The sequence below is a fragment of the Staphylococcus sp. mip270_02 genome (genome assembly GCF_054031535.1).
This window is the reverse complement of record NZ_CM132934.1, coordinates 1,883,391-1,906,291: the sequence shown is the minus strand read 5'-3', so window position 1 is coordinate 1,906,291 and position 22,901 is coordinate 1,883,391. Positions and strand designations below refer to the sequence as shown.

Sequence of the window (22,901 nt, the reverse complement as noted above, 5' to 3'; positions counted from 1 at the left end):
TAGAATGAAATTTACAGAGTTAACTGTCAAAGAATATGACAATTTTGTACAGAATCCAGCACTAGAGAGTCATTACTTTCAAGTGAAAGAAAATATTGCGACAAGAGAAGAAGATGGATTTCAAGTTGTTTTATTAGGCTTAAAAGATGACGACAATCAAGTTATTGCTGCTAGTCTTTTCTCTAAAATCCCTACAATGGGAAGCTATGTTTATTATTCAAATCGTGGACCAGTGATGGATTACAATGATTTGGGATTAGTAGATTTTTATTTACGTGAATTAGATACTTATTTGCAACAACATAATTGTTTATATGTAAAAATGGATCCATATTGGATTTATCAAATTTACGATAAAGATATTAATCCTTTACCGAATCAAGATAAGAATGATGCATTAGTGAATTTATTTAAATCTCACAACTATACGCATCATGGTTTTACAACGAAATATGACACATCAAGCCAAGTGAGATGGATGGGTGTATTGAATCTTGATGGTGAAACACCAGCTTCCTTAAAAAAACAGTTCGATAGTCAACGTAAGCGAAACATAAATAAAGCAATTAATTACGGTGTTAAAGTAAGATTATTACCAAGAGAAGAATTTGGTGTATTCTTGGAACTTTATCGTGAAACGGAAGAACGTGCTGGTTTTGTTTCAAAAACAGATGAATATTTCTATAATTTTATTGATAATTATGAGGATAAAGCGTTAGTACCATTGGCATATATTGATTTAGATGAATATATTAATAATACGCAAGAGGGTATTAATGAAAAAGAAGCGCGTAGAGATCAAATGATGCAAAATGAAAACAAATCAGATAAGCAATTGAAAAAAATTGCTGAGTTAGACAAACAAATTGATCATGATAAAAAGGAATTGCTTCAAGCAAGTGAATTAAGACAAACTGATGGGGCGATATTGAATCTAGCGGCAGGTGTATACTTTGCAAACGCGTATGAAGTAAATTATTTCTCAGGTGGTTCTTCAGAGAAATATAACCAATATATGGGACCTTATATGATGCACTGGTTTATGTTGAATTATTGTTTTGATCATGGATATGGGCGTTATAATTTCTATGGTCTATCAGGTGATTTCACTGAAAATAGTGAGGATTACGGAGTTTATCGCTTTAAACGTGGTTTTAATGTACAAATCGAAGAATTAATCGGTGACTTCTACAAACCAATCAAGAAATCGAAATACCGGTTGTTTAATACACTGAATAATTTAAGAAAAAAGGTTAGAAAATAATAAAAAAAGAAAGCATACTGATGATGTTAAGCCCTGGTCAGTATGCTTTCTTTCGTTCTGAAGTTGGTTATATTAGGATGGCATTCCAATATAACAGTGAACTAAAGTGTGGAATAGTCTGAGAAGTTCGTTTCTGGTTGTACTCCACGTAATTTAGTATAGCATAGAGTAAAACAATTTCAATATTCGGACATAAAAATAATTTTATAGTAAAAATATTTTTTATTTTATAAAAATTATATAAAAAATACCCTGAACCATTGCGTTTAGGGTGTTTTTTGGTTGTAAATGTTTTCTTACTCTAAATAATAGCTGCTTGAATAAATAAAAAGCGATTAATGTAATGCATCTATAATATAGCTGATACCTATAATAAAGAACACAGCACTAATAAATATTGCAATAATGAAAGCTGCAATGAGCGGATTAAATAATAATATAATCCCGAATAAAATAGCTATAATATTTAAAAGAATTGAGATTATATGGAAAGTTTTGTTTGATTTTTCTACAGGCGTTACATTAAACATATTAAAAGTTGCGTTAATAATAAACCAAATTGCAAACAAATAAACAATAAACGTCGTACTTGTTACTACATTGAACAAGATTAATAAACCAAAGATAATATTAAAAATACCTAATAATATAAGCATTGTCGAACTTTGTTGTGCTGTTCTTTTGATTACTTGTCTTATAAATATTTCTAAAAAACCATTAATTATAAATAAAAGACCAATTAGCCAAGTTATAGCAAATAAGTTTTCTTCTGGAAAACTTATAATAAATACCCCGATAACAAGAAATATTACGCCGATGATTAAACTGGACCATTTAATAGTTGAAGATTGCTTCATAAATGTCACTCCTAAAATTTTTACTAATTAATATATACCCAAAAACGAGAAAAAAACACTATTTTTAAGTAGACTATAATTATGTTATGTAACCCTATATAAGTAATAGCAAAATCAAGACCATTATTTAAGGATTGAAGGTTCTAGTAGGTATAATATCACATATTAAAGTAAACATTTACGTAAAATTATTTTTTTCTATCAATTGTCTGGATTTTGACGCTGAGATTTCAATTTCTGAGCATCAAATAAGATGTCTGTGTATCGTTAATCGATTAATGCAAATAAACAACTATGTATTATTTGATGTTATACGGCGTATTTTAAACAGATACTATAAATGAATAATTGCTTGTGCAAATGTGGATCTTTGAGTGAACTTGTAAACTGATGACTTTAAGCAAACTCAAACTTAGGTATGAATTACGATATGTAAAGTATGTGCAAGTTTATGTATGTATCTAGCGAAGATTTTAAAATGATAAATAGTTTAATTATTTAAGTAACAATAATTAGTATGTGCATATATAAGCGAGGTTTTAATACGTAAAGTAAATAATATAATTTAAAGCAAATTGTTCATATGTAAGTTTACAAAATTTTGAAATTCATTTTAGTTTACATAATATATATTATAGGAAGTTATTGGTATTTCAATATAATTTATGCTCATGACCCTATTTCATCATATGTAAATCCATTTGTTATTTGTCTCTTGTTATGTATTTTGTTCTAGTACATCTATTTGTTAAATGCCAAGACGCAATTATTACATATATGATAAAACCATCTTTATATACCGGATTTAGAATTTGATTTTTACTAGTATTAGTTAAATGTTTAGTTTGTTCTTTATAGATGTATTTGTTTGCAATTTTGTAAAATCTCAATGAACATTTAAAGTTGCTAAAAATATCATACAATACTTAAGAATTACTAAAAGTCTAATTGATAATGGTTTTCATTTAATATATAATTAACTTCTAAATTAAAGGAGGAATTACATATGAATAGATTCACATTATTTATATTAACAGCTTTATGTATTTTATTTTTAGGTGCTTGTAATAATGCTCAAAGTGATAAAGAATCGAAACAAACAGTTAAAATCAAAACTTCTTATGAGTTCAAAGATAAGACTAAAGACCATAATAGAGGCGAAATGAAACATGAGACTGTTGAAGTTCCTGTTAATCCTAAACGAGTTGTAGTTATGGATTACGGAGCTTTAGATATAATGCAACAATTAAAATTAGAAAATCGTATAGTTGCTATTGCTAAAGGACAAGGAGATTCATTTTTACCAGATAGACTAAAATCATTTAAGAATGAAAAATATAAAAATATTGGTAATCCAGGGCAACCTAATTATGATGAGTTAGCAAAGTCTAAACCAGATGTTATTTTTGCTTCTTTCAGACAAGCGCATACTAAAACTTTGGAAGAAATGAAGAAAGCTGCTCCAAATGCTAAAATTGTTTTTGTAAGTCCACAAAATGATAATTACATAAATTCAATTAAACAAAACACTGAAAATATTGGTAGGATTTTTGAAAAGGAAAACGAAGTAAAAAAATTAGTTGCACAACTAGATGACAAAGTGGCTGAAACAAAACAACTAATCGGTGATCAATCAGTCTTGTTTTTAAATATTGATGATAAAGGTTTAAAAACATATGGTTCTACAGGAAGATTCGGAGGCTTCTTAAATAAAGATTTAGGTATTAAACACGCTGATAAACAAATGAAAGCTAATTCAAGTGGCATACTTATTTCTAATGAATACTTAAATGAAATTAATCCTGATAAATTATTTGTTATTGATAGAACTAAAAAAGCTAATGGACAGAATAAAGTCATACCTCAAGCATTACAAAATGATGTAATTAAAAATTCAAAAGCAATTAAAAATAATGATGTTACACTTTTTGAACCAAACAGTTGGTTTTTCGGTGAAGGTGGTATTGGTTTAACAATCGAACAGCTAGAGCAAATACAAAAAGCTTATAAATAACCCCCCACTAACCTATTTAATAGTCATAAAAAATAAAAGGAATCGTAACGTAGATTGCTACAATTCCTTTTATAAATGTTTATCTTTTTTCTCTGTAATTTTCTATTTCGTCTTGTGGTATTCCTCCACGTTTACGAATTTCTTTTTTTGCTTTTTTCTCTCGACGTTTACGTCTCCAATTTCTCGTAGAAAACCATATCAAAAAGCTAATGATTAAGCTTAGAACAGCCATAAACGCCGCAAATCCTAGTAATGGCTCATATGTAATATCTTGGAAATTAGGAATTAGAAACGCGGCTATTGCTAACACTATAAATGTTAGAACAGCTGTGGCAAACCATTTATTTAATACGAGATTACAAAAAACAGTTACAACTATAACTGCAACAATTGAAATCCATAAAAAATTAGGCATATCAAAAATCGTCATCTATTGCACTCCTTATATTTTAAAACGTGGTTTTAAGTAGTGTTTATTAATTGTACTATATTTTCATATGAATAGTCTCCGGCTGCGGGAGTATAATTTAATAATATCTACGGATTCATGTGTAGTCAATCTATTTTATAACTGTTCCCTACTTTAAATTTTACTAAACTTACGGTTGTATTTCTTAAGGGTCTTTCATGTATAATTAACTGTGAATACTAAATAAATTTTAGGAGTGATTCAATGACTGAAACATTGCCGTTCAGAAAAGAAGTCCCATTAGAAGAAACATGGGACGTTACAGATTTATTCATCTCAGATGATGAATTTTATCAAACTTTAACAGATACTATTAAATCAGCTAAGGAGTTTAACGCTCAATATGTTAACCAGTTGAAAGATGTACAGATAATTGAACAAGCTTTGGATGACTATTCTGAAATATTAATTCAATTAGACAGAATGGCTAATTACGCAGAATTACGCTTAAGTGTAGATACAGCCAACGAACAATCACAGACACTAAGTGCAAAATTATCTACATCTTATGGCAAAATTGCAAGTGAGTTATCTTTTGTAGTATCAGAGATTATAGCCTTATCCGAACAAGATTTAAATGAACTAATTAATATGTCGAAATACCCCCATTTTCTTACTAAAGTTAAATCTAAAAAAGCACATGAATTATCACCAGAAGTTGAAAAAGTATTAGCTAGTTTGTCTCCTACTTTTGATAGTGCATATGAGTTATATGGCACTACTAAAATGTTGGACATAAACTTTGAATCTTTTGAACACAATAATCAAGCCTATCCTTTAGATTATGCAACATTTGAAAATGAATATGAAGATAATCCAGATGCAACGTTTAGAAAAACAAGCTTCAAATATTTCAGCGACGCATTACGTAAATATCAACATACTACTGCCGCTACATACAATATGCAAGTTCAGCAAGAGAAAATAGAAGCAGATTTAAGGGGTTATGACTCAGTTATTGATTATTTATTACAAGATCAAGAAGTCACACACGATATGTTTAATCGCCAAATTGATGTAATTATGAGTGATTTAGCTCCAATTATGCAAAAATATGCTAAGTTAATCAAACGTGTTCATGGCTTAGAAGTTATGGGGTTCGAAGATTTGAAAGTGTCTATTGATCCGGATTATGAACCAGAAATCTCGATTGAAGAATCTAAGCAATATATTTATGGTGCTTTAGAAGTCTTAGGTGAAGATTACTTAAAAATGGTTGAATCAGCGTACAATGATAGATGGATAGATTTTGCTCAAAATAAAGGTAAAGATACTGGTGCATACTGTGCAAGTCCTTACGCCTCACATTCATATATATTTATCTCTTGGACTGGTAAAATGACTGAAACGTTTGTTCTAGCACATGAGCTTGGTCATGCTGGCCACTTCACTTTGGCACAGAAACACCAGAATTATTTAGAATCAGAAGCTTCTATGTATTTTGTTGAAGCACCGTCAACAATGAATGAAATGCTTATGTCTAATTACTTGTTCAAAAATAGTGACAATCCTAAATTTAAGCGTTGGGTAATTGGTTCAATTATTTCAAGGACTTACTATCATAATATGGTTACGCATTTATTAGAAGCAGCATATCAGCGTGAAGTTTATAATAAAGTGGATAAAGGAGAATCATTAACTGCTCCTGTACTCAATCAAATTATGCTAGATGTATATGGACAATTCTTTGGTGATAGTGTTAAATTGACTGAAGGTACAGAATTAACATGGATGAGACAGCCTCACTATTATATGGGTTTGTATTCTTATACGTATTCTGCTGGCTTAACAATTGGTACAGTTATGTCTCAACGCATTCAAAACGAAGGACAACCTGCAGTTGATGCTTGGTTAGAAACGTTGAAAGCTGGTGGTAGTAAATCACCTGTAGCACTTGCAGATATCGCTAATATAGATATCCGTACAGATGCTCCTTTAAAATCAACAATTGGCTATATAGGTAGTCTAGTGGATGAATTAGAAAAACTTACAGATGAAATTGAACAAGCATAAAGCTTGTAGAATGATATAAAAGGCTCAATAATCGCAAGGTGCTAAACTTCTGTGCGACTATTGAGCCTTTTTTATTTATTATATGATTCGTAGCGATCACCTGTGATGAAAAAATAAATGTTTTCAGCGATATTTGTAATATGGTCTCCTATACGCTCTAGATATCTTGCGGCTAAATGAGCTTGGCCAGCTACAAAAGGATCATTATCTATTAAATAAGTCGTATTGACTATATTTTTATATAAATCGTCAATGTCTACATCTCTTTCGATGATCTCTTTAATTAAAGTAATATCATTGTCTCTTACAGCATCGTTTAAATCTTTTAACATTAAAAGTGCGAGTTTCCCCATTGTGTTAAGTCTTGTTAGGACGTAATTATCAATGATTTTAGCTCTAAGTCTAATTTCAGCAATATTAGCTGAGTTATCTCCAATACGTTCGAAGTCAGAAGCAATTTTCATTGCTGCCATCATTAAACGCAAATCGCTAGCAATGGGTTGTTGTTTAGTTATAAGCATGATAACTTTTTCGTTAATTTCAGTTTCAATCGCATTGATCTCTTTATCTTTGGCTATAGTTTGTCTAGCATAGTTACGATCTTCTTCACTTAATGACGTTAATGCGTATTCAATATTACGATATACATGAAGACCAAGTCGACGTAAATCTTTGATTAAATCGTCGAGTTGGCCTTCATATTTGCGTCTAATAATCGCCATATTTAAATTATCCGAATCTACCAGAGATATAATCTTCTGTTTGTTTATCAGAAGGATTTGAGAAGATCTTGTCAGTATCATCGTATTCATTTACATAGCCATTAAGGAAGAATGCGGTTTTATCAGAAACACGAGCTGCTTGTTGCATATTGTGTGTCACAATAATAATCGAATATTTCTCTTTTAATTCTTGAACAAGTTCTTCAACTTTTAATGTAGAGATAGGATCTAAAGCAGAAGTTGGCTCATCCATCAGTATGACATCTGGTTCGATTGCTAATGTACGAGCGATGCAGACGCGTTGTTGCTGTCCACCTGATAAACTGTATGCATTTGTATCTAAGCGATCTTTTAATTCGTCCCATATTGCTGCGCCACGTAATGATTTTTCTACAATTTCATCTAAAACTTTTTTATTTTTAATACCATGAATTTTAGGACCATATGTGATATTATCATAAATTGATTTAGGGAATGGGTTCGGTTGTTGGAATACCATGCCAACATTTGTTCTTAATTTTTCAACAGAATATTTATCATCAAAAATATTATTATCACGATATAAAATTTTTCCTGCTGTTTTAACAGATGGTACAAGTTCTACCATACGGTTTAATGCTTTAATATATGTTGATTTACCGCAACCAGAAGGCCCAATAATAGCAGTTACATTATTTTCTAAAATATCGAGATTAATGTTTTTTAAAGCGTGATTTTCGCCATACCATAAATCTAAGTTTTTAGTAGAATACACAATATTTTTTTGCGTATTAGGTATTTTATTTTCCGACGCGTTTGGATCTATTGTTGCTATAGGTGTGTCGCTACGATTCGTATGTGATTGTAAATCATCATTTCTATCTTTAATTTGTTTGTTAGTCATAATTAAAACTCCTTTTTTAAAGCTATGTGCTAACATTTTCGAAAATGTTAGCATATTCCCATTTTCATAGCCTAGTTAGATAAAATCTTGTGTTCTATTACTAAATTAATATTTTTTGCTGTATTTATTTCTTAAGAATATTGCAATAGCGTTCATCAATAATAAGATTACTAGTAATACGATTATTCCTGCTGAAGCTACGTTTTGGAATTCTGCTTGAGGTAACTTAGCCCAGTTGTAGATTGCCATTGGTAAAGCTTGGAATTGATCGAATACGCTTGATGGTAACTGTAACAACACAGTTGGTATACCAATAAGAATTAATGGTGCAGTTTCACCTAATGCTCTAGATAGCGCAAGTATAAAGCCTGTTAATATACCAGGTATTGCTGCTGGCAATACAATGCGACGGATAGTTTGCCATTTATTACCACCTAGTCCATATGAAGCTTCTCTAATTGAATTAGGTACTGCTCTTATAGCTTCTTGGCTTGCAACAATAATTACAGGTAGAATTAACAACGACATTGTCAGCGCAGCGGCTAAGATAGAATTACTTAACGCTAAAGCTTCGATACCCATGCCTCGAACAAAAATAGTTAAACCTAGTAAACCGAATACTACTGATGGGACACCAGCTAAGTTTGAAATACTAACTTTAATAAAATTTGTAAATGCATTATCTTTAGCGTATTCTTCTAAATAAATTGCAGTTCCGACACCTAAAATAATAGAAATTGGGATAATTGTAATCATCAACCATACTGTTCCGATTAAAGCGCCCTTAATACCTGCCATCGACGGCGTTGAAGATGAGAAACTTGTGAAAAATGATGGTGTCAGATGCCCGACGCCTTTAAAGAGTGTATCTATGATTAATGCTGCTAAGACAAGTAAACCAATCATTGTACAAGCAAAGAATGCCCATTTATTAATTTTATTAACGGATAAGCGTCCAGAGAGTTTTTTCTCAACGGTGTTTTGATCGACAAGTACTTTGCTATTGTTTGTTTCAGCCATATTAATACTCCTCTCTGAAACGTTTTGTGATCCAATGTGATAATAAGTTCATGACTAAAGTGAAAATAAATAATGTGAAGCCTACAGCGTATATACTATAATAAATATCTGATCCAAATGTTGCGTCCCCTGTAGCTACTTGTACGATATAACCAGTCATTGTTTGAATAGAACCAGTTAAATCCAAAGAAGCAGTTGGTGTACTACCGGCTGCAAGAGACACAATCATTGTTTCGCCTATAGCACGTGATATAGCTAAAACAATTGATGCCATGATACCCGATGTAGCTGCTGGTAACACTACTTTAGTTGCGACTTCGAATTTTGTTGCGCCTAGACCTAATGCACCTTCACGCATTTTGTTTGGAACAGAAGACATCGCATCTTCGCTCATGCTTGAGATTAATGGTATGATCATAACCCCTACGACTAATCCTGGACTTATTGAGTTGAAACTGCCTAATTCCGGAAATATAGAACGTAATAAAGGTGTAACAAAAGTTAAGGCAAAGAAACCAAATACGATTGTCGGGATACCAGAAAGTATTTCTAATATTGGTTTAATAATGCTTCTTGCTCTATTTGAAGCATATTCACTTAAATATAATGCTGCACCTAAACCAAGCGGTACTGCAACAACGGTAGCGATGGCTGTAATTTTTAGCGTTCCTAAGATTAAAGCCCAAATGCCATATTTAGGTGTTGATGAAAACGGATTCCATTCCATTGTAAGGAAAAAGTCTGCTAATGAAACGCGTGTAAAAAATGTGATTGTTTCTGTTAACAGTGTTACGATAATGCCAATTGTTGCTAAAATAGAGAAAACTGCAATAATGCCTAAAATTATTGGTGCAATTTTATCACTCGTACCATTCTTTTTAGCATTATTTCTTGCTATCATTTCACTTACGGAGAGGTTATTATTCGCCATGTGAATTCCTTCCTTCTTGTAAACTCCCAATTATTTAAAAAAGTTGGGACTGGAAGTGTGATGACAAAGTAGTGTACAAAGTTTACTTTGTGTCCATTCCAGAATCCCAACCCTTAACGATCTAATTAAAAATTATTTTTCTTCTTTTTTGCTGTCTTTACTTTCTTTACCAATAATATCTTTTAATTTATCTTGTTGTTCTTTGTAATCTTTTTCAGGTAATGCTACGAAACCTGCATCTTCAGCTGATTTACCTTTGTCTTCAAGTACAAATTTCATAAAGTCTTGGAATCCTTCATTATCTTTTAGTTTTTTCTCATTTGTGTAAATGTATAATGGTCTACTTAAAGCATAAGAACCATCTTGTATTGTTTTCTTAGTTGGCTCAGTAGTTTTACCTTCATCATCTTTAACTTTAACTTCTTTTAATTTATCTTTGTTTTGTTCGTAGAAGTTGTAACCAAAGTAACCAACACCATTTTCATTGTTTTGAACTGATTGTACTATTACGTTTGTATCAGCGTTTTTCTCAGCCTTGATATCCCCTTTATCCATTACTTCTTCGGTAAAGAAGTCATAAGTACCATGTGATTGGTCAGGTGAGAAAGCTTTGATTTCTTTTGATGGCCATTCTGAATTAACATCTTTCCAAGTTTTTGCTTCGCCTGAGTAGATTTTTTTAAGTTGTTCTTTTGTAAGTTCATCAACGAAATCATTATCTTTGTTTACTGTAATCGTTACACCATCTTGAGCAATTTTGAATTCATCATATTTAATGCCTTTATCATCTAGTTTTTTCTTTTCTTCATCTTTGATTGGTCTAGAAGCATTTGAAAAATCAGTATTCCCCGCTATGAATTTCTCAAAGCCACCACCTGTTCCTGAAGTACCAGAAGAAACTGTTACATCTGAATTATCTTTAGCAAATTTTTCATTTAGTTTTTCAATGATTGGACCTACTGTAGAAGAGCCATCGCCCTTTACTTCTCCTTCGCCTTTACCTGAGTTTGCGTTACCGCCACCACAAGCACCTAATAAAAGTGAAGCGCCGATTGCTGTAGTACCAAATAATTGCCATTTTTTCATTGAAACATCCTCCTAATAAGTGAATAACCCAAAAGTTATATGTATTTATTACAGTTCCTATACTACATAATGTTTATTAAATAGAAATATAGTTAGTGTAAATGTTTCGTTAAGAAAACATTTTTGTTATTTACAATGTTTATATATTGCATATGATAATGTGTATTAGTACTAAAAATGCTTTGGTAGCAGTGTTTATAATGTGAGTGATATATTACAAAAATTCAGGGTTTGTAATATAAAAACTAAAAAAACCTGAAAACAACTACATTACCGTAGTGTTTTCAGGTTATAACGTGTATTTCTATATGACGTTTTAAAGTTTTTACAAAAACATAATAGAGGTTTCTATAAAGAATAATTTGATTTAATCATATTTTATTTCTGTATTATCATACTATTGGTTGTAAATAGTTTTTTACATTTAACTTCGTGGACTATTTTTCTACTCGGTCCCAGCCCTTTTGAGTCAAAGCTATTTTACCACTTTCAATGTTAATAATTTTATTTTTGTAAAGATGACCAATTGCTCTTTTAAAGGACCCTTTGCTCATGTTAAATATTTCTTTAATGGCTTCAGGACTTGATTTATCCGAAAATGGTAGTTCCCCATTATATTCTACAAGTAAATCAAAAATGCGTTGCCCATCATCATCTAATCTTTCGTGAGCTAATGGTAAAAATGACCCGTTTAATTCACCTTTATCATTTTGGCCAATAATACGTACTTTTACATTTTCACCAAGACGTGGTTCTGCTTTACGTTCAGATTCATGAACAAATATTTTATATCCATCTTTAGATAGTAAGAAACTACCAATTCTTAATAGACGATATGGTCTAGCTTCGATAACTTGGTTTTGCTTTTCATTTTCAAATGAAGGGGTGTACATTTGTTCGACAATAGTTTCAGTCGCTAATCGCGCAAACATATTGTTGTCTCTGTCCACACGTAAAGTAACAAATAACTCATCACCTTGTATTGGCCATACTTCTTTTACTTTTGGTAAGTCTACCCAAGGAATTAATACCTCTCTCGGTAAACCGACATCTACATGCGCACCATCGCGGTCTGTTTTAATTACTTTAACAAAAGCATACTTATCTGTTGTGATATCAGGCATATTTTGTGTGGCAAATAATGCTCCTGATCTGTTTGGATAGATGAAGAAACTATATTCTTCTCCTATTTGTAATTCATCTTCTTCGTTAATTTCAGATTGGTTTAGTTTTACATCCTCGCCATTTGGTCCTTTTAATTGGTATGTTGAGCCTTCTATGCCAACAACTTCAAGAAATTCTATTGAACCTACTATATCTTTTTCATCTTGGGCCATACTTTTCTCCTTCGTACATAAATTTATTCTTTCTTATTATAACATGCTATAAGGAAACAAGCATCAGTATAGCGAGAATGGTCGAAAGTACAAGCTAAGTGTGTTATAATTTGTCCGGTAGATTAACGAAAAGGAGTAAATGCATGTTACAAGTTACTGATGTAAGTTTACGATTTGGCGATCGTAAATTATTCGAAGATGTAAATATTAAATTTACAGATGGCAATTGCTATGGTTTGATTGGGGCAAATGGAGCTGGTAAGTCAACATTCTTGAAGATTTTATCCGGTGAATTAGACGCTCAAACTGGCCATGTTTCAATGGGTAAAAATGAACGTTTAGCAGTGTTGAAACAAGATCACTTCGCCTTTGAAGATGAACGTGTTTTAGACGTTGTTATTAAAGGTCACGAACGTTTATATGAAGTAATGAAAGAAAAAGATGAAATTTATATGAAACCAGATTTCAGTGATGAAGACGGTATCAGAGCTGCTGAACTTGAAGGTGAATTCGCAGAAATGGATGGTTGGAATGCAGAAGCAGATGCTGGTTCCCTACTTTCTGGTCTTGGTATTAAAGCAGACTTGCAAGACAAAACGATGTCAGAATTAGAAAATAACCAAAAAGTTAAAGTGTTATTAGCACAAAGCCTCTTTGGTCAGCCAGATGTACTATTACTAGATGAGCCGACCAACGGACTAGATATTCCAGCTATAAGTTGGTTAGAAGATTTTCTTATCAATTTTGATAACACTGTTATTGTCGTATCACATGATAGACACTTTTTAAATAATGTGTGTACTCATATTGCTGATTTAGATTATGGTAAAATCAAAGTTTATGTAGGTAACTATGATTTCTGGTATCAGTCAAGTGAATTAGCTATGAAAATGGCCCAAGATCAAAATAAGAAAAAAGAAGAAAAAATTAAAGAGCTACAAGAATTTGTTGCGCGTTTCTCTGCAAACGCATCTAAATCTAAACAAGCTACAAGCCGTAAAAAGCAATTAGAGAAAATTGAACTCGATGATATTCAACCTTCTTCGCGCCGTTATCCATTTGTAAAATTCACGCCAGAACGTGAAATTGGTAACGACTTATTATTTGTAGAAAACCTATCAAAATCAATTGATGGTGTTAAAGTTCTTGATAACATTTCATTTACAATGGATCCAAATGATAAAGCTGTATTAATTGGAGATAGTGAATTTGCTAAATCAACATTACTGAAAATACTAGCTGGGGAAATGGAACCTGATGAAGGTACTGTAAGATGGGGTGTTACTACATCTCGCAGCTACTTCCCTAAAGATAACTCAGAATTCTTTGAAGGTGTTGACATGAATCTTGTCGATTGGTTACGCCAATACGCACCTGAGGATGAACAAACTGAAACGTTCTTACGTGGTTTCTTAGGTCGTATGTTATTTAGTGGTGAAGAAGTTAAGAAAAAAGCAAGTGTATTATCAGGTGGAGAAAAAGTGCGTTGTATGCTAAGTAAAATGATGTTATCAAGCGCAAACGTATTATTACTTGATGAGCCTACGAACCACTTAGACTTAGAAAGTATCACTGCTGTAAATGATGGCTTGAAGAACTTTAAAGGTTCTCTTATTTTTACTTCATATGACTTTGAATTTATCAATACAATCGCAAATCGTGTAATCGACTTAAATCCAGCTGGAGCTGTATCTAAAGAGATATCATACCAAGCTTATTTAGAAGAAACTGGTGTATTAACGAAATAATTAATGATTGTTTAATAATAATTAAAAATATGAAAATATATTTGTCTGCCAGTTTATAATCTGGCAGACTTTTTTATTACTCCCCTTTTGATGATTGTAAAACAAATGTTGTAAGGGCCAATTACTTTGAAATGCTTTTCAAGAATTATATAATCATTATAAGTTTAAGCTAGGAGGAATTTGAAAATGCAAAATTTAGATATGATTGACGGCAAGATAATATCCCAAATAGGATTTGGTACATATAAGTTAAACGGTGCATCAGGTATGCATGCGATTGTTAGCGCGTTAAATCAAGGTTATCGTTTATTAGATACTGCATATAATTATGAGAATGAAGGTACCGTTGGTAAAGCGATTGAACAAAGTCATGTCTCAAGAGACCAAATTATTGTAACTTCTAAACTTCCTGGACGTTATCAAGACTACAATGCGGCAATGGTTGCAATTCAAGAATCGATTTATCGTCTGAATGTGGAATATATAGATTTATACTTAATACATTGGCCAAATCCAAGACATGGTAAATTTGTTGAAGCTTGGCAAGCGATGATTGATGCTCGTAATGCTGGGTTAATTAAATCTATCGGTGTATGTAATTTCTTGCCTGAACACATTGAAACGTTAGAACAAGAAACAGGAATCCTTCCTTCGGTTAACCAAATAGAATTACATCCTTATTTTAACCAACAATATATGATTAGATATCATAATGAAAAAGGAATTATCACGCAAGCATGGAGCCCTCTTGGTCGTGCTTCAGAAGTTATAAATGATAAGGATATTGAAGTGATAGCAGAAAAATATGATAAAACTATTCCTCAAATTATTTTGAGATGGCACATTCAAAATGGTGTAGTACCCATTCCAAAAGCAACTTCTATTGCTAGACAAATTCAAAATAAAGATGTTTTTGATTTTACATTAGAGCATGATGATATAGAAAAAATAAATGCATTAACTCAAAAAGACGGCAGATTAAAAGGACAAGATCCGGCAGTATATGAAGAATTTTAATCCACTGTAATTTCCCTTATTATAATTTAAAATTGGGAATATGAATTGATTCACAACACTTTTTACACATAAGTTGCAAAAAAGATTTATAAAGTATTGAATTTTTCAGTAAATTAAAAAAACTTTGTAAAAGCGGTTTACAGTATATGCATGCCTATGTATAATGTGTATCATAAACAAAAAATTAAATATGGTTTTGATGAGGCGCATCAATCATTAGTAATTATTAGAAGAACCTGCCTGCTAGCAGCTAATTTTGAAAGGGTGAGATGCCGAAACAGTTATAATAGCAGCTTATAACACGTTGGACTTTATGGTTAAGAGCTAAGAGTCTGTCATTATTTTAAAATAATGGAGTGCATCACTTGTATATATATTATAGAACAGGTTCGCATTCCGAACTTGTTCTTTTTTTATAATACTGTGATTCTCCCCTATTCGTTGAGGAGGATATAGAAATTGAAAAGAAGTGTTTTGAAATTTGGAGGTTCTTCAGTAAGTGATTTTACTAAAATAAAAAATATTGCCGAAATGCTTAGATTAAGAGTTGAACAAGGTGAACAATTAATTGTGGTTGTAAGCGCTATGGGTAAAACAACAGATGAACTAATGGCAAATGTTTCGACTTTAACTAGTAGTCCTAAAGATCAAGAACTTGCCCTCTTACTTACCACAGGAGAGCAACAAACAGTTTCTTATTTATCGATGGTTTTAAATGATATTGGTATTAACGCCAAAGCCATGACTGGCTATCAAGCAGGAATTAAAACCGTTGGACATCATTTGAAGAGTCGTATAGCAGAAATTGATCCTGAGACGTTCGAGCAATCATTTACCGAAAATGACATTTTAGTCATAGCAGGTTTTCAAGGTATTAATGATAACTTTGAAGTAACTACATTAGGTCGTGGTGGATCAGATACTACAGCAGTCGCATTAGCAGCAAGCAATAACACAGCATGCGAAATATATACAGATGTTGATGGTGTTTATGCAACAGATCCAAGACTTTACAAGGACGCTAAACGTTTAGACTATGTCTCTTATGAAGAAATGATGGAGATGAGTGCTTTAGGCGCAGGTGTGCTTGAAACAAGAAGTGTAGAATTGGCAAACAATTACAGTATTCCACTTTACTTAGGAAGAACTTTATCAAATGTGAAAGGAACATGGATTATGCCCCAAACTGAAATATTAGAAAGAAAAGCCGTTACAGGCGTTGCATTAGATACGCATATGATGCACGTTACTATTAGTTATCCTCTACCCGATAACAAATTATTAACTGCGTTATTCAACCATTTAGAAGATGGTTCCGTTAATGTTGATATGATATCACAAATCGTTAATTTGGAAGGATTACAAATGTCGTTCACGATTAAAGATACAGATGTCATACAAATTTCTACGATTTTAGAGTCTTTAAAAGAATCATTTAGTGCGTTAGACTTTAAGATAAATGAAGATTACGTTAAACTCTCTCTAATTGGTTCTGGCATGAGAGACATGTCGGGCGTAGCTTCAAAAGCATTCAAAACATTGATTGAAAATGATATTTCATTTTATCAAACAACAACTTCAGAAATTAGTATTTCATGTGTTATTGATGCTATGAATGGCGAAAGAGCTGTTCAAACCCTTTATCAAACCTTTGATATCTGAATTTTCAAAATTATATTACTATTAAAAAATAACATTGGAGTGTATTGTATATGACAAGATTAGCAATTGCAGGTGCAACTGGTTTAGTAGGAAGAAAAATGTTAGAAACTATTGATAGAAAAGAGATTCCTTTTGATGAATTGGTGCTGTTTTCATCAGCACGTTCAGCTGGCCAACAAGTAGAATTCCAAGGTCAAACGTATACAGTTAGAGAGTTAACTGAAGATGCGGCTAAAGAATCATTTGATTATGTATTGATGAGCGCAGGTGGTAGTACTAGTGAGCATTTCTCACCTATCTTTGAAGAAGCAGGTGCTATTGTTATTGATAACTCCAGCCAATGGAGAATGACTGAAGGTATCGATTTAATCGTACCAGAAGTGAATGAACCTAAATTGGATAGAAAGATTATTGCGAATCCTAACTGCTCTACGATTCAATCAGTTGTGCCACTTAAACCATTACAAGAAACTTATGGTTTGAAACGCGTAGCATACACAACTTATCAAGCAGTATCTGGATCTGGAGTTAAAGGTAAGGCAGATTTAGCAGAAGGTGCAAATGGCAAAGCGCCTGAAGCTTACCCACATCCAATTTATAATAATGTGTTGCCACATATAGATAGTTTCCTAGAAGACGGGTATACAAAAGAAGAACAAAAAATGATTGATGAAACACGTAAAATCTTAAATGCGGATGATTTAAAAGTTACAGCGACATGTGTTCGTGTACCAGTACAAGATAGTCACAGCGTTCACATGAGTGTAACATTAGAAAAAGAAGCGACAGTTGAAGCAATACAAGCATTATTTGAAAATGATGATCGTGTTGTACTTGTAGATAATCCACAGAATAATGAATATCCATTAGCGATACACTCTACTAATAAAGATGAAATTTTTGTAGGACGTATTCGACGTGATGATAGTTTAGATAATACATTCCACGTTTGGTGTACTTCTGATAACTTATTGAAAGGTGCAGCATTAAATGCAGTACAAATTCTTGAACAAGTGATGAGCTTGAAAGGAGTTAAATAACATGGGACACATTTTTGAAGGTGTTGGTGTAGCTTTAGCAACGCCATTCACACACAATGAAGTTGACTATGAAGCCATTAGAAGACACGTTGATTATTTAATAGAGAACGATACGAAATCTATTGTAGTCAATGGTACTACTGCAGAAAACCCTACACTTACTGATGATGAGAAAGATCAAATATTAGAAAGTGTCATTAATCATGTAGATGGTCGAGTACCGGTAATTGCAGGGACAGGTACTAATAATACCCAAAAATCTATTCAAGCCTCAGTACGTGCTAGAGAATTAGGTGCAGATGCAATCATGTTGATTACGCCCTACTATAATAAAACGAACCAACGTGGTTTAATTGCACATTTTACGACAATTGCTGATGCAGTTAAATTACCAGTCGTTTTATATAATGTTCCTTCTCGCACGAATATGACAATTGAAGCTGAAACTGTCGAAACTTTAAGTCAAAATGAATATATCGTCGCACTAAAAGATGCAACAAATGATTTTGATTATTTAGACGATTTAAAACAACGCCTTAACCTAGATGACTTTGCATTATATAGTGGGAATGACGATAATGTGGTTGAATATTTTAATAAAGATGGTCACGGTGTGATTTCAGTTGTTGCAAATGTGATTCCGAAATCATTCCAAGCGCTATACGACGCTAAACAAAATGGGGAAAATATTGAAATGCAATTTCAACCAATTCAAACATTGCTTGATGCCCTATCAGTAGATGTAAACCCTATTCCAGTAAAAGTATTAACAGCAGTGGAAGGATTTGGAAATTATGAAGTCCGTTTACCATTAGTTCCACTTGAAGACAGTGAACGTGAAACATTAGAACAAGCTTATGAAAATTTTAAAGCAGGTGAAAAAGCATGAAAGTAGTACTTATTGGCTATGGCGCAATGAACCAACGTGTTGCTAGACTAGCTGAAGAAAAGGGACATGAAATTGTAGGGGTAATTGTAAGAAATGAAACTAAAGACTACCCTTACCCTACTTATCAACATATTGCGGATGTTACAGACGCAGACGTTGCTATTGATTTTTCAAACCCTGAATTATTATTGCCTCTATTAGAAGAAGATTTCACTTTACCATTGGTAATTGCGACCACTGGTGAAAAAGATACAATTATTAATAAACTAAAAGAACTAAGTAATCGTATGCCTGTATTTTTCAGTGCAAACATGAGTTATGGCGTTCACGCACTAACTAAAATTTTAGAAGCTGCTGTGCCATTACTAGAAGACTTTGATATTGAGCTTACAGAAGCTCACCATAATAAAAAAGTTGACGCACCAAGCGGTACGCTAGTTAAACTTTACGATGTGATTGAATCATTACGTACACAATCTACACCAGTTTATGATAGACATGAAAACAATGAAAAGCGTACTCAAGATGAAATTGGAGTTCATTCAATTCGTGGAGGTACTATCGTAGGACAACATGATATACTTTTTGCTGGTACTGATGAAACGATTGAAATAACACATCGTGCACAGTCTAAAGATATTTTTGCCAATGGTGCAATTGGCGCAGCAGAAAAATTAATCAATAAAGCAAATGACTATTATACATTTGACAATCTATAAACCCTAAGGAGCGTATTTAATTATGGTACAACATTTAACGGCAGAAGAAATTATTCAATTTATTAGTGATGCAAAAAAATCCACACCACTAAAAGTCTATGTAAATGGGAAATTTGAAAATGTGAACTTTCCTGAAAGTTTTAAAGTCTTTGGTTCCGCTGATTCAAAAGTAATCTTTTGTGAAGCTGATGACTGGAAACAATTTTACGAAAGCAACCAATCAAGTATTGATCAATTAGAAGTTGAAATGGATCGTCGCAACTCTGCAATTCCGTTGAAAGACTTAACAAACACGAATGCACGAATTGAACCTGGCGCTTTTATTCGCGAACAAGCGATTATTGAAGATGGTGCAGTAATCATGATGGGTGCTACAATTAATATTGGAGCTGTAGTTGGTGAAGGTACTATGGTAGATATGAATGCAACGCTTGGTGGACGTGCTACTACTGGTAAAAATGTCCATGTTGGAGCTGGTGCAGTATTAGCAGGAGTAATAGAGCCGCCAAGCGCCTCACCAGTAGTCATTGAAGATGATGTGTTAATTGGTGCAAATGCAGTAATTCTTGAAGGTGTTCGTGTTGGTAAAGGTTCTATTGTTGCGGCTGGCGCAATCGTAACACAAGATGTACCTGAAGGTTCTGTAGTAGCTGGTACTCCTGCAAAAGTCATTAAACAAACAAGCGAAGTTGAAGATTCAAAACGCGAGATTGTTTCAGCGTTAAGAAAATTAAATGACTAAATTAAAATAAAAGATATTAATTGCAAATGAAAACATACTGATGAAATTTAATTAAATGTTGAAATAGCAAAATGGGAGGTTTAGACGAGACTGCGTAAAATTTATTATAATGTCTCAACTTGTTATATGTGATAGTAATTTCATTTATAACAAGGTCGTCTTACCTCCTCATTTTTATAATATAGAATGATACATAATAGACTTGTAAGAACGAAATAGAGTATAAATATAACTTTAACTAAAAGGATTTGATTTTGATGAATGAGTTAGAATTTGTTACAACACATAGACGTTACTTGCATCAACATCCAGAGTTGAGCTTACATGAATATGAAACAACTGAATATATTGCTAACTTTTTAGAAGAATTGGGAGTCGAATATCAAAGACCCCTTGAAACAGGGGTTATTGCGTACTTACCTGGTAATGGCGAACACACAATTGCTTATCGAGCAGATATCGATGCGTTGCCAATCTTTGAAGAAAATGATATAGATTTTAAAAGTAAAACGGATAATGTAATGCATGCATGTGGGCATGATGGACATACAACGGCGTTAATGCTCTTTGTTAAACGTTGTAAAATCATAGCTGATCGTGGTGAACTTCCTCAAAATGTTGTCTTTATCTTTCAACCTGCTGAAGAAACAGGTGGTGGCGCCAATCGACTAATTAGAGCTGGTGCATTTAGTCATTACCCTATTGAAGCTGTGTTTGGTGTCCATGTGATGCCATTTGAAAATGAAGGTCGTGTTGTCATTAGAGATGAAGAAATTACTGCAAGTGCTACAGAATATAGATTTTATTTAAATGGTCTATCAAGTCATGTAGCAGATAAAGAGCAAGGATATTCTTGTGGAGAAGCATTGCAACATGTACTGGGTCAAGTTGGTCAAATTCAACAATATCATTTGAATGGTTTGAAACGAAATATAGTTCATATGGGTCATTTTGAAGCTGGAGAAGCTATTAATACGGTACCTAGTCATGGATATTTAGAAGGTACTATTCGCACTTATGATGTTAATGATTTAGAAATAATTAAGCAACAAATGGCTAAAATTGCAGAAAGTGTGAAATTATTATTCAATGTCGACTGTGAAGTGAAATTTGAAGAAGGTTATCCCCCTACTTATAATGATCCGAATTTGCGTAAACGTGTAGAAACTGGTTTGAGAAATGCGAAATTTGAAGTGATTGATAAACCTACACCATATTTATTTGGAGAAGATTTTAGTTTTTATAGTCAACTAGCTCCAAGTTATTTTGTTTTTGTAGGTGTACGTGATGAATCCAAAGGATTTGTTACGGGGTTACATACTTCTCATTTGAATTTTAATGAACATATGCTTATTAGAATTGCTGATTATTATGAACAAATATTAAATTCTTACAGTGAGGTGCGCGTAAAATGACAGCTATTTGGTCTGTGGATACAGCAAAATTTCGAAAAAACGCTGAAAATGTAAAACAAGACAACCAATTGATGGCAGTCGTTAAAAATAATGCATATCATTATGGATTAGAATTTGCAGTAACACAATTTTTGGCAATAGGTATTAATACATTTAGCACGACTTCATTAAGAGAAGCTATACGGGTTCGTAAACTAGCTCCAGATGCTACTATTTTTTTAATGAATGCTGTCTATGAATTTGATAAAGTACGTGCTTATAACATACAAATGACTTTACCTTCCCTATCATTTTATTATGAGAATTTTAATGAACTATATGATATACAAGTACATGTGGAATATGAGAACTTATTACATCGTTCAGGAATGAAGACGATAGCTGAAATCAAAGAACTACTTTCACATCATGAGCAAAATCAAAATACAAATAAAATGAATATTGTGGGTTTGTGGACCCATTTTGGTTATGCAGATGAATTTGATGTGACTGATTATAAAATTGAACGTGAAGCTTGGTTAGATATTGTAGAAGCATTATTAGCTGAAAACTACCAATTTGATATGATTCATGCTCAAAATAGTGCAAGTTATTATAGAGAAGAAGGTATATTTCCTAATCATACACATGCACGTGTAGGTATTGCTTTGTACGGATCAAGACCATATAGTACGATAGACGAAACAGTCATTCAACAATCATTAACGGTTAAAGGCAATATCATTCAAATAAGAGAAGTAAATCAAGGTGATTACTGTGGTTATAGTTTTGCATTTGAAGCAACAAAAGATCAGACTAAACTAGCAGTAGTTGATATTGGTTATGGTGATGGCATTCTTAAATCAAGAGCGAAGCATGAAGCAATGATAAACGGTAAACGTTTCCCTATACGTGCGTTGATGATGAGTCATATGTTTGTAGAAGTCGATGATAGTGTAAATGCACGAGATGAAGTTATATTATATAATAATGATATACGTGTTGATGAATATACGTTTAAAGGTGTCGGTGCCAATTCAGAACAACTGAGTGCAATGAATCATGACTCACTAATAAAGGAGTATAGATAAATT

General features: G+C 32.6%; 20 protein-coding genes and 1 riboswitch. Of the genes, 12 read left to right on the top strand and 8 right to left on the bottom strand.

Features of this window, described 5'->3' with window-relative positions:
* Positions 1-4: 4 nt before the first annotated feature.
* Positions 5-1,264, top strand: coding sequence for an aminoacyltransferase (locus tag ACW5YJ_RS09015; protein WP_457338093.1), 1,260 nt, complete (start codon positions 5-7; stop codon positions 1,262-1,264).
* Between the two features lie 335 nt (positions 1,265-1,599).
* On the opposite strand, the gene ACW5YJ_RS09010 is transcribed toward ACW5YJ_RS09015, so the two are convergent.
* Positions 1,600-2,121, bottom strand: a complete 522-nt coding sequence (locus ACW5YJ_RS09010) for an HdeD family acid-resistance protein (protein ID WP_107552000.1) — start codon at positions 2,119-2,121, stop codon at positions 1,600-1,602.
* A 1,006-nt stretch (positions 2,122-3,127) separates the two neighbouring features.
* Between ACW5YJ_RS09010 and ACW5YJ_RS09005 the strand changes: the two genes are divergently transcribed.
* Positions 3,128-4,135: a siderophore ABC transporter substrate-binding protein gene (locus ACW5YJ_RS09005; RefSeq protein WP_171914854.1), complete on the top strand. Its 1,008-nt coding sequence runs from the start codon at positions 3,128-3,130 to the stop codon at positions 4,133-4,135.
* 79 nt (positions 4,136-4,214) lie between these two features.
* Here the strand turns inward: ACW5YJ_RS09005 and ACW5YJ_RS09000 are convergent, their stop codons facing one another.
* Positions 4,215-4,565 (bottom strand): hypothetical protein, encoded by a 351-nt coding sequence (locus ACW5YJ_RS09000; protein WP_017724424.1) that lies wholly within the window; start codon positions 4,563-4,565, stop codon positions 4,215-4,217.
* Positions 4,566-4,808: 243 nt separating this feature from the next.
* Here ACW5YJ_RS09000 and pepF point away from each other — a divergent pair, with 243 nt between their 5' ends.
* Positions 4,809-6,617 (top strand): oligoendopeptidase F, encoded by a 1,809-nt coding sequence (gene pepF, locus ACW5YJ_RS08995; protein ID WP_171914852.1) that lies wholly within the window; start codon positions 4,809-4,811, stop codon positions 6,615-6,617.
* Between the two features lie 71 nt (positions 6,618-6,688).
* On the opposite strand, the gene phoU is transcribed toward pepF, so the two are convergent.
* From phoU to ACW5YJ_RS08965, 6 genes are all read right to left on the bottom strand, one after another.
* Positions 6,689-7,339, bottom strand: a complete 651-nt coding sequence (phoU, locus tag ACW5YJ_RS08990) for a phosphate signaling complex protein PhoU (RefSeq protein ID WP_119604023.1) — start codon at positions 7,337-7,339, stop codon at positions 6,689-6,691.
* A 7-nt stretch (positions 7,340-7,346) separates the two neighbouring features.
* Positions 7,347-8,222: a phosphate ABC transporter ATP-binding protein PstB gene (gene pstB, locus ACW5YJ_RS08985; protein ID WP_017724427.1), complete on the bottom strand. Its 876-nt coding sequence runs from the start codon at positions 8,220-8,222 to the stop codon at positions 7,347-7,349.
* 105 nt (positions 8,223-8,327) lie between these two features.
* Entirely contained in the window at positions 8,328-9,242 is a 915-nt protein-coding gene (pstA, locus tag ACW5YJ_RS08980) for a phosphate ABC transporter permease PstA (protein WP_017724428.1), read from the bottom strand.
* A gap of 1 nt (position 9,243) precedes the next feature.
* Positions 9,244-10,173, bottom strand: a complete 930-nt coding sequence (gene pstC / locus ACW5YJ_RS08975; RefSeq protein ID WP_017724429.1) for a phosphate ABC transporter permease subunit PstC — start codon at positions 10,171-10,173, stop codon at positions 9,244-9,246.
* Between the two features lie 132 nt (positions 10,174-10,305).
* A complete protein-coding gene (locus tag ACW5YJ_RS08970; RefSeq protein WP_017724430.1) occupies positions 10,306-11,259 on the bottom strand; it encodes a PstS family phosphate ABC transporter substrate-binding protein in 954 nt (317 codons plus the stop codon).
* 437 nt (positions 11,260-11,696) lie between these two features.
* Complete coding sequence (locus ACW5YJ_RS08965; protein ID WP_017724431.1) at positions 11,697-12,596, bottom strand: CvfB family protein; 900 nt, start codon at positions 12,594-12,596, stop codon at positions 11,697-11,699.
* Positions 12,597-12,739: 143 nt separating this feature from the next.
* On the opposite strand from ACW5YJ_RS08965, the gene ACW5YJ_RS08960 reads away from it, so the two are divergent.
* The 9 genes from ACW5YJ_RS08960 to ACW5YJ_RS08920 all read left to right on the top strand — a co-directional run bounded on the left by ACW5YJ_RS08960 (position 12,740) and on the right by ACW5YJ_RS08920 (position 22,898).
* Positions 12,740-14,344 carry an ABC-F family ATP-binding cassette domain-containing protein gene (locus tag ACW5YJ_RS08960; RefSeq protein WP_017724432.1) on the top strand — a complete coding sequence of 535 codons (1,605 nt, stop codon included), beginning with the start codon at positions 12,740-12,742 and terminating at the stop codon, positions 14,342-14,344.
* Between the two features lie 186 nt (positions 14,345-14,530).
* Positions 14,531-15,361 carry an aldo/keto reductase gene (locus ACW5YJ_RS08955; RefSeq protein WP_171914569.1) on the top strand — a complete coding sequence of 277 codons (831 nt, stop codon included), beginning with the start codon at positions 14,531-14,533 and terminating at the stop codon, positions 15,359-15,361.
* 191 nt (positions 15,362-15,552) lie between these two features.
* Positions 15,553-15,731: riboswitch (Lysine riboswitch) on the top strand.
* An 89-nt stretch (positions 15,732-15,820) separates the two neighbouring features.
* Positions 15,821-17,023: an aspartate kinase gene (locus tag ACW5YJ_RS08950; RefSeq protein WP_017724434.1), complete on the top strand. Its 1,203-nt coding sequence runs from the start codon at positions 15,821-15,823 to the stop codon at positions 17,021-17,023.
* 50 nt (positions 17,024-17,073) lie between these two features.
* Complete coding sequence (locus ACW5YJ_RS08945) at positions 17,074-18,063, top strand: aspartate-semialdehyde dehydrogenase (RefSeq protein ID WP_107551997.1); 990 nt, start codon at positions 17,074-17,076, stop codon at positions 18,061-18,063.
* A gap of 1 nt (position 18,064) precedes the next feature.
* Positions 18,065-18,952: a 4-hydroxy-tetrahydrodipicolinate synthase gene (dapA, locus tag ACW5YJ_RS08940; RefSeq protein WP_017724436.1), complete on the top strand. Its 888-nt coding sequence runs from the start codon at positions 18,065-18,067 to the stop codon at positions 18,950-18,952.
* Positions 18,949-19,671 carry a 4-hydroxy-tetrahydrodipicolinate reductase gene (dapB, locus tag ACW5YJ_RS08935; protein ID WP_017724437.1) on the top strand — a complete coding sequence of 241 codons (723 nt, stop codon included), beginning with the start codon at positions 18,949-18,951 and terminating at the stop codon, positions 19,669-19,671. The genes dapA and dapB overlap by 4 nt, the downstream gene beginning before the upstream one ends.
* Positions 19,672-19,693: 22 nt before the next feature.
* Positions 19,694-20,413, top strand: a complete 720-nt coding sequence (gene dapD / locus ACW5YJ_RS08930; RefSeq protein WP_017724438.1) for a 2,3,4,5-tetrahydropyridine-2,6-dicarboxylate N-acetyltransferase — start codon at positions 19,694-19,696, stop codon at positions 20,411-20,413.
* 257 nt (positions 20,414-20,670) lie between these two features.
* On the top strand, positions 20,671-21,828 hold the full coding sequence (locus tag ACW5YJ_RS08925) for a M20 metallopeptidase family protein (RefSeq protein WP_017724439.1): 1,158 nt from the start codon (positions 20,671-20,673) through the stop codon (positions 21,826-21,828).
* Positions 21,825-22,898, top strand: a complete 1,074-nt coding sequence (locus ACW5YJ_RS08920; RefSeq protein ID WP_017724440.1) for an alanine racemase — start codon at positions 21,825-21,827, stop codon at positions 22,896-22,898. The genes ACW5YJ_RS08925 and ACW5YJ_RS08920 overlap by 4 nt, the downstream gene beginning before the upstream one ends.
* The last annotated feature ends 3 nt before the right edge of the window (positions 22,899-22,901 follow it).

What these genes read in the sequence shown, in the direction of transcription:
- ACW5YJ_RS08970 (WP_017724430.1), bottom strand. Translation starts at nt 11,259, where the DNA reads ATGAAAAAATGGCAATTATTTGGTACTACAGCAATCGGCGCTTCACTT.
- ACW5YJ_RS08925 (WP_017724439.1), top strand. Translation starts at nt 20,671, where the DNA reads ATGAATGAGTTAGAATTTGTTACAACACATAGACGTTACTTGCATCAA.
- pstA (WP_017724428.1), bottom strand. Translation starts at nt 9,242, where the DNA reads ATGGCTGAAACAAACAATAGCAAAGTACTTGTCGATCAAAACACCGTT.
- dapB (WP_017724437.1), top strand. Translation starts at nt 18,949, where the DNA reads ATGAAAGTAGTACTTATTGGCTATGGCGCAATGAACCAACGTGTTGCT.
- pstB (WP_017724427.1), bottom strand. Translation starts at nt 8,222, where the DNA reads ATGACTAACAAACAAATTAAAGATAGAAATGATGATTTACAATCACAT.
- pstC (WP_017724429.1), bottom strand. Translation starts at nt 10,173, where the DNA reads ATGGCGAATAATAACCTCTCCGTAAGTGAAATGATAGCAAGAAATAAT.
- pepF (WP_171914852.1), top strand. Translation starts at nt 4,809, where the DNA reads ATGACTGAAACATTGCCGTTCAGAAAAGAAGTCCCATTAGAAGAAACA.
- ACW5YJ_RS08955 (WP_171914569.1), top strand. Translation starts at nt 14,531, where the DNA reads ATGCAAAATTTAGATATGATTGACGGCAAGATAATATCCCAAATAGGA.
- ACW5YJ_RS09005 (WP_171914854.1), top strand. Translation starts at nt 3,128, where the DNA reads ATGAATAGATTCACATTATTTATATTAACAGCTTTATGTATTTTATTT.
- dapA (WP_017724436.1), top strand. Translation starts at nt 18,065, where the DNA reads ATGGGACACATTTTTGAAGGTGTTGGTGTAGCTTTAGCAACGCCATTC.
- ACW5YJ_RS08945 (WP_107551997.1), top strand. Translation starts at nt 17,074, where the DNA reads ATGACAAGATTAGCAATTGCAGGTGCAACTGGTTTAGTAGGAAGAAAA.
- ACW5YJ_RS09000 (WP_017724424.1), bottom strand. Translation starts at nt 4,565, where the DNA reads ATGACGATTTTTGATATGCCTAATTTTTTATGGATTTCAATTGTTGCA.
- ACW5YJ_RS09015 (WP_457338093.1), top strand. Translation starts at nt 5, where the DNA reads ATGAAATTTACAGAGTTAACTGTCAAAGAATATGACAATTTTGTACAG.
- ACW5YJ_RS09010 (WP_107552000.1), bottom strand. Translation starts at nt 2,121, where the DNA reads ATGAAGCAATCTTCAACTATTAAATGGTCCAGTTTAATCATCGGCGTA.
- ACW5YJ_RS08960 (WP_017724432.1), top strand. Translation starts at nt 12,740, where the DNA reads ATGTTACAAGTTACTGATGTAAGTTTACGATTTGGCGATCGTAAATTA.
- ACW5YJ_RS08920 (WP_017724440.1), top strand. Translation starts at nt 21,825, where the DNA reads ATGACAGCTATTTGGTCTGTGGATACAGCAAAATTTCGAAAAAACGCT.
- dapD (WP_017724438.1), top strand. Translation starts at nt 19,694, where the DNA reads ATGGTACAACATTTAACGGCAGAAGAAATTATTCAATTTATTAGTGAT.
- phoU (WP_119604023.1), bottom strand. Translation starts at nt 7,339, where the DNA reads ATGGCGATTATTAGACGCAAATATGAAGGCCAACTCGACGATTTAATC.
- ACW5YJ_RS08965 (WP_017724431.1), bottom strand. Translation starts at nt 12,596, where the DNA reads ATGGCCCAAGATGAAAAAGATATAGTAGGTTCAATAGAATTTCTTGAA.